The sequence below is a fragment of the Pseudoduganella sp. genome (assembly GCF_041914865.1).
Lineage (GTDB): Bacteria > Pseudomonadota > Gammaproteobacteria > Burkholderiales > Burkholderiaceae_D > Rugamonas.
The window spans coordinates 22,657-28,789 of record NZ_JAYSCO010000072.1 but is presented as its reverse complement, the minus strand read 5'-3'; the positions used below and the strand labels follow the sequence as shown (position 1 = coordinate 28,789).

The 6,133-nt window shown below is 65.2% G+C and carries 7 protein-coding genes; 2 read left to right on the top strand and 5 right to left on the bottom strand.

Going from position 1 to position 6,133, the window contains the following annotated elements; all coding sequences use genetic code 11:
- Positions 1-10 precede the first annotated feature (10 nt).
- A complete protein-coding gene (locus tag ACE3TQ_RS23730) occupies positions 11-979 on the bottom strand; it encodes a GGDEF domain-containing protein (protein ID WP_374585651.1) in 969 nt (322 codons plus the stop codon).
- A gap of 66 nt (positions 980-1,045) precedes the next feature.
- On the opposite strand from ACE3TQ_RS23730, the gene ACE3TQ_RS23725 reads away from it, so the two are divergent.
- Positions 1,046-1,828 carry a helical backbone metal receptor gene (locus ACE3TQ_RS23725; RefSeq protein ID WP_374585649.1) on the top strand — a complete coding sequence of 261 codons (783 nt, stop codon included), beginning with the start codon at positions 1,046-1,048 and terminating at the stop codon, positions 1,826-1,828.
- Between the two features lie 3 nt (positions 1,829-1,831).
- On the opposite strand, the gene ACE3TQ_RS23720 is transcribed toward ACE3TQ_RS23725, so the two are convergent.
- The 4 genes from ACE3TQ_RS23720 to ACE3TQ_RS23705 form a co-directional block, all read right to left on the bottom strand.
- Positions 1,832-2,188, bottom strand: a complete 357-nt coding sequence (locus tag ACE3TQ_RS23720) for an HPF/RaiA family ribosome-associated protein (protein ID WP_374585647.1) — start codon at positions 2,186-2,188, stop codon at positions 1,832-1,834.
- A gap of 54 nt (positions 2,189-2,242) precedes the next feature.
- Positions 2,243-2,887 (bottom strand): DUF1345 domain-containing protein, encoded by a 645-nt coding sequence (locus tag ACE3TQ_RS23715; protein ID WP_374585645.1) that lies wholly within the window; start codon positions 2,885-2,887, stop codon positions 2,243-2,245.
- Positions 2,888-2,900: 13 nt separating this feature from the next.
- Positions 2,901-4,124: an MFS transporter gene (locus ACE3TQ_RS23710; RefSeq protein ID WP_374585643.1), complete on the bottom strand. Its 1,224-nt coding sequence runs from the start codon at positions 4,122-4,124 to the stop codon at positions 2,901-2,903.
- A gap of 66 nt (positions 4,125-4,190) precedes the next feature.
- Complete coding sequence (locus ACE3TQ_RS23705) at positions 4,191-5,216, bottom strand: CDP-6-deoxy-delta-3,4-glucoseen reductase (RefSeq protein WP_374585642.1); 1,026 nt, start codon at positions 5,214-5,216, stop codon at positions 4,191-4,193.
- Between the two features lie 12 nt (positions 5,217-5,228).
- On the opposite strand from ACE3TQ_RS23705, the gene ACE3TQ_RS23700 reads away from it, so the two are divergent.
- The gene (locus ACE3TQ_RS23700) at positions 5,229-6,113 is read left to right on the top strand and encodes an SDR family oxidoreductase (RefSeq protein WP_374585640.1); all 885 of its coding nucleotides are present in this window, start codon (positions 5,229-5,231) and stop codon (positions 6,111-6,113) included.
- Positions 6,114-6,133: the final 20 nt, after the last annotated feature.

Genomic DNA, 6,133 nt, shown 5'->3' with positions numbered 1-6,133 from the left:
GACCCCGAATTTAGCCGGCGATCACGCAGTTGCGGCCGGCTTCTTTGGCGCGGTAGAGGGCGGCGTCGGCGGTGGCGATGAGGGCGGTGTCGTCCTGGCCGGCGGCCAGCGCGGCGACGCCGAAGGAGCTGGTGATGTGCGGCAGCGGCTGGCGCATGTCGCTGAACACGACGGCGTCGCGCATGCGCTGGCACAGGCGGCCGGCAACAGCTTCGGCTACCTGGGCATTGGTGTCGGGCAGCACCACCATCATTTCTTCACCGCCGTAGCGGACGGCGAAATCGGTCGGGCGCAATGCGCCGGTCAGCACCTGCGCTGCGGTGCGCAGGGCCTGGTCGCCTTGCAGGTGGCCGTGGCTGTCGTTGAATTTCTTGAAGTGGTCGATATCCAGCATGATCAGCGACAGTGGCTGGCCGGTGGCCTGGGCGCTGGCGACCAGCTGCGGCAGGAAGTCGTTCAGCCAGGCCCGGTTGTACAGGTTGGTCAGGCCGTCGACCATCGACATCTGGCGGTAAAACTCGCCGAGCTTCTGGCGCTTGCGCATCATGGCGTTGGCGGCGCGGATGCGGAAGGAGAGCAGGCGCAGCAGGTTGCGCGCGACGCCGTTGGCTGCGTCGATCAGCTGCCATGCAAGTTCGGCTTCCAGCACCAGCAGTTCGCTTTGTTCGAGGGCGGTGATGCTGGCCTGGTTGGCTTCTTCATCGAGCACGGCTTGCTCGCCGACGCTTTCGCCGGGCAGCACTTTGCTGATGGTGCCGTCGGCCATGCCGGTGCGCGTGTCGGCGGCTACCGAGAGGGCGCCGCGCAGGACGATGTACATGCGCGCGCGCTGGGCGTCGGCGATCACTTCGCCTTGCTCGAGCTGGACGATCGGGCAGTCTTTCAGCAAGGGGGCAATGCGCAGGCTGTCGGCGCCGCGGAACAGCTGCAGGGCCTGGATCTGGTAGGCGGAGGTGCCGAAGGTGCCGATTGCTTTCACGATGTACTTTCTTGCTGCAGAGGTAACAGGTGTTAATGATAGCCTATGTGTGGTTCAATACTGCCCATGAACTACACCGATATCCTCGGCACGCAACACGCGGCCGCTCCGAATGCGCGCATTGTGTCGCTGGTGCCTTCGATTACCGAGCTTTTGTGCGAGCTGGGCCTGGCGCCGCAGCTGGTGGGGCGCACCGGGTTTTGCATCCATCCGGCCGATGTGGTGCGCGACATTCCCAAGGTCGGCGGCACCAAGGATGTGAATATCGAGAAGATCCGCAAGCTGGCGCCGACCCACCTGGTGGTGAACATCGACGAGAACGAGAAGCCGACCGTCGACCAGCTGGCGCAGTTCGTGCCGAATATCGTGGTGACACATCCGATCGAGCCGCGCGATAACCTGGACCTGGTGCGGCTGATGGGCGGCATCTTCTGCGTGCAGGAAAAGGCCGATGCCTGGTGCCGCGCCTTCGAGGCGGAGCTGGCGGCGTTGGCGACGGCGCCGAAAGGCAGGCCGCAGCGCGTGCTGTATTGCATCTGGAAAGATCCGTGGATGACCATCTCGCGCGATACTTATATTGCGCGCATGCTGGCGCTGATCGGCTGGTCGGTTCCTGACATTGGCGCGGTGCGCTACCCGAGCTTCCAGTGGAGCGATGCGCTGCTGCGCGATATCGACCAGGTGCTGCTGTCGTCCGAGCCTTACCGTTTTACGGAGGAACATGTGGATGCGCTGGAGCGCCAGATCGGCAAGCCGGTGCAGCTGGTGGATGGGGAGATGATGTCCTGGTATGGCAGCCGTGCCTTGCCCGGTATCCGCTACCTGCAAGGCCTGGCTGCCGCGGGCTAGTTCTTACTCTTCGGCCTCTTCAAAGTTGGGTTGCGCCGCGTGGCGCTTGCTGTCGCTCAGGCGGCCCAGCGCGCTGTCGATAGCCCTTTGCAGCTTGTCTGCCGCACCGTTGATGGATTGGTGCAGGGTTGCGTCGTGGTCGGTGACAGCGATCGGCTGGTAGCCGTTGACGCGCGCTTCGATCATGCAGCGGATGTCGCCATCCGAGGATTTCTGTGCATTGCCTTCGCTGAGGTGGACGTCGACGCGTCCGATGTGCTCGCCGAACCGGTTGAGTGCAGTCTTGACTACTTCGCGGACATGCTCGTCCAGGCCTGCAGTACGTTCGATGGTTTTGTCGGTGTTCACATTGATTTGCATATGCTGCTCCCGTTTGTTAACCAAAACGTGTTTCCACGCGATTCCATCATACGCCTACATGAGCGAGGCTGCCATATTCACAAATAAACCCAGGATAAGAAGATTGAAGAAGAAGCTCAGCACCGATTGCCCCAGCACCAGCTTGCGCAGGCCGGCCGATTGCACGGCGACGTCGGAGGTTTGGGCGGCGACGGCGATAGTAAAAGAGAAATACAGGAAGTCCCAGTAATCGGGCTGGGTCTCGCCGCCGGGAAAGTCCAGCGGCCGCTGGTGGCCGCGTGCGTTGTAGTACAGGTGGGCGTAGTGGAAGCAGAACAGGGTGCCGACCAGGAACCAGGAGCCAACCAGGGTGACCACCACAAAGGCGTAGTGCAGGCCGCGCTCATTGGCCGGCATGGTGCGCAGGCTGGCCAGTTCGCTGCTGATGGCGACCATGCTCATGACCGTGGCCACCACCAGGCTGGCGAGGATGGTGGCGGCGCGTTCGTCCTGGCGGGCGGCGATGCGTTTGACTTCGCGGTGGTCGGCGCGCAGCATCATCCAGCCGACGGTGACCAGGTACATCCACACTGCGATATCCCAGGCCGTGAGGGCGCGCACCAGCGGCGTCCAGTGCGCGGGCAGCAGGGCGCCTGCGATGGCGCCGACCACGATGGCGGCGCTCAGGTGGGGGCGGCTGCGGAGGATGTGGTAGCTCATGCGGCCAATCTTACTACTCCTTGTGGTGCGGGAAGCGGTCCATGCGCGACAGGATGGGGAAGCGCCAGGCCCAGATGGCGGTGACGGCCAGCGTGGCGGCGCCGCCGAACACCACGGCGCGCGTCAGGCCCAGCCAGCCGGCGGTGATGCCGGATTCGAATTCGCCCAGTTCATTGGAGGCGCCGATGAAGACGGCGTTGACGGCGCTGACGCGGCCGCGGATTTCGTCCGGCGTTTCGAATTGCACCAGCAGGTGGCGCACGTATACGCTGATCATGTCGCCGGCGCCCAGCAGCAGCAGGCAGGCGAGGGCGAGGCCGAAGCTGCTGGTGAAGCCGAGGATCACGGTGCACACGCCATACACGGCGACGCCGCCGAACATCCAGGCGCCGACGCGGCGTGTGATGGGCCAGAAGGCCAGCGCGATCGAGGTGATGGCCGCGCCGGCACCGGGCGCGGTGCGCAGCAGTCCCAGGCCGGTGGGGCCGACATGCAGCACGTCGTGTGCCAGCGCCGGCAGCAGGGCGGTGACGCCGCCGAACAGCACGGCGAACAGGTCGAGCGAAATGGCGCCCAGCATGATGGGGCGCGACCAGACGAAGCGCAGGCCTTCCAGCACGCTGTGCCAGGTGGCCGGCTCCTTGCGCGTCGCTTGCGGCGCCGGGCGCGTGAGGCACATCAGCACCACGGCGGCCAGCAGCATCAGCGAGGTGATGGTATAGACGGCGGCCGGGCCGTAGATGTAGAGCAGGCCGCCCAGCGTGGGGCCGAGGATGACGGCAACCTGGAAGGTGGAGCTGGAAAGCGCGACGGCGCGACTGAAGTCTTCGGTCGGCACCATATTCACCAGCACGGCCTGGGTGGCGGGGCTCATGAAGGCGCGCGCGCTGCCATACAGCACCAGCACGGCGAAGATCGGCCACACGGCTTCGAAGCCGCTGCTGGTGTAGGCCAGCAGCCCGAGTCCGCACAGCAGCTGGGCGCCCAGGCAGGTGGCGATGATGTTGCGGCGGTTGTAGCGGTCGGCGGCGTGGCCGGCGTACAGGATCAGCAGCAGGAAGGGGGCGAACTGCGCCAGGCCGATCAGGCCCAGGTAGTACAGGTTCTTGGTCTGCGCGTAGACTTGCCAGCCGATGGCGACGTTCTGCATCTGCACGGCGATGGTGCCGAGCAGGCGGGCGGACAGGTAGAAAGCGAAGTTGCGGTGGCGGAGGACGGAGAAGCCGTTGGATGGCATGGGGCTTGAACCCGGTGGGGCGGGGTCAGACCCTAGGGTCTGACCCAGGTGTGCCGGGCTTAGGGGTTAAGGTTGCTGAAGATCTGCTTCGGACGTGAAGGCGTCGGCAAAGAATTCGTCCTGCGGCAGCTTGCACAGCTTGACGAAATCACGCTTGGCCGACTCCACCACGATCGGTGCGCCGCAGGCGTACACCTGGTGGCCCGACATATCCGGCAGGTCGTCGATCACCGCCTGGTGCACGAAGCCGGTGCGGCCGCTCCAGTTCTCTTCCGGCAGCGCGTCGGACACCACCGGCACGTAGCTGAAGTTCGGAATCTCCTGCGCCCACTGGCGGCACAGGGCGTCCATATACAGGTCCTGCGGGCGGCGGCCGCCCCAGTACAGGGTCATCGGGCGCTGCGAGCCGCTGGCGCGTTCGTGTTCGACAATCGCTTTGATCGGCGCGAAGCCGGTGCCGGATGCCAGCAGCACCATCGGCTTGTCGGAGTCGTCGCGCACGAAGAAGGTGCCGAGCGGACCCTCGAAGCGCAGGATGTCGCGCTCCTTCATGGTGCTGAACACCTGGTCGGTGAACAGGCCGCCCGGCATGTGGCGGATGTGCAGGGTGATCGGGCCGCCGTCCGGCGCGGTGGCAATCGAATAGGCGCGGCGTTTGCCGTCGCGCAGCAGGAATTCGAGGTACTGGCCGGCTTTGTACTGGAAGGTCTCGTTGGCAGGCAGCTGCAGCGTCAGTACCATCACGTCCGGCGCCATTTTTTCCAGCGCGTTGACGCGGGTCGGCATTTTCTTGATCGGGTAGTCGCCGCTGCCGGCCACTTCGCGCGCTTCCAGCACCAGGTCGGAGTGCGGCACGGCGCAGCAGAACAGGGACATGCCGCCAGCTTCCTCTTCCTCGCTCAGGGCGCGGCGCTGGTGCGCCTTGTGGCTGACGGAACCGGATACCACCTTGCCTTTGCAGGAGCTGCAGGCGCCATTTTTGCAGCCGTAAGGCAGGCCGATGCCGGCCCGCATGGCCGCCGCCAGGACGGTTTCGTCTTCTTCACAGCTGAATTGGTGGCCGCTTGGCTGAACAGTAATTTGGAAAGACATACAATCTTAAAAATGGAAATCAGTAAAAAATTCAACAAGCCGCGTTTGCTGATCATCGGCTGCGGCGATGTGGGCATGCGTTTGCTGCCCCTGGTGCGCGCGCATTACCGCGTATTTGCCGTGACCAGCCAGCGCGAGCGCTTTGCCGAATTGCGTGCGGCGGGCGCCGTGCCCGTGCTGGCCAACCTCGACCAGCCCGATACGCTGCGTCGCCTGGCCGGGCTGGCGCACCAGATCGTGCACCTGGCGCCGCCGCCGGGCGAGGGCGTGCTGGACCGGCGCACCCGCAATGTGACCGCCATTTTACCTGAGAGGGCGCAGGTGGTTTATGTCAGCACCACGGGCGTGTATGGCGACCTGGGCGGGCGCTGGGCCGACGAGACGCAGCCGGTGGCGCCGCGCAATGCGCGCGCGCGGCGGCGGGTCGATGCGGAACAGGTGCTGCGGGCCTGGGCGCGGCGCGCGCGCGGGCGCCTGTCCATCCTGCGCGTGCCGGGTATTTACGGCGCCGACCGCCTGCCTTTGAAGCGCCTGGAGCAGGGCACGCCGGCCTTGCGCGCGGAGGACGATGTCTACACCAACCATATCCATGCCGACGACCTGGCGCGCGTGGTGCTGGCGGCTTTGCGGCGTGGCGTTTGCAACCGGATTTACCACGCGGTGGATGACACGGAGCTCAAAATGGGGGACTATTTCGATGTGGTGGCCGATCATTTCGGCATGCCGCGTCCCCCGCGCCTGGGACGTGCCGAACTGGCACAGGTGGTGGCGCCGACGCTGTTGTCCTTCATGTCCGAGTCGCGCCGCCTGGCGAACCGGCGCCTGAAGGAGGAATTGCAAGTGCGGCTGCTGTACCCGGATGTGGCAGCAGCCTTGAGATGCATCAAGCGCCGGTGAAGCAACTGGCGCTATCTTGT

Coding starts and splice junctions, on each gene's coding strand:
- ACE3TQ_RS23700 (WP_374585640.1), top strand. CDS start 5,229: ATGGAAATCAGTAAAAAATTCAACAAGCCGCGTTTGCTGATCATCGGC.
- ACE3TQ_RS23710 (WP_374585643.1), bottom strand. CDS start 4,124: ATGCCATCCAACGGCTTCTCCGTCCTCCGCCACCGCAACTTCGCTTTC.
- ACE3TQ_RS23705 (WP_374585642.1), bottom strand. CDS start 5,216: ATGTCTTTCCAAATTACTGTTCAGCCAAGCGGCCACCAATTCAGCTGT.
- ACE3TQ_RS23725 (WP_374585649.1), top strand. CDS start 1,046: ATGAACTACACCGATATCCTCGGCACGCAACACGCGGCCGCTCCGAAT.
- ACE3TQ_RS23720 (WP_374585647.1), bottom strand. CDS start 2,188: ATGCAAATCAATGTGAACACCGACAAAACCATCGAACGTACTGCAGGC.
- ACE3TQ_RS23715 (WP_374585645.1), bottom strand. CDS start 2,887: ATGAGCTACCACATCCTCCGCAGCCGCCCCCACCTGAGCGCCGCCATC.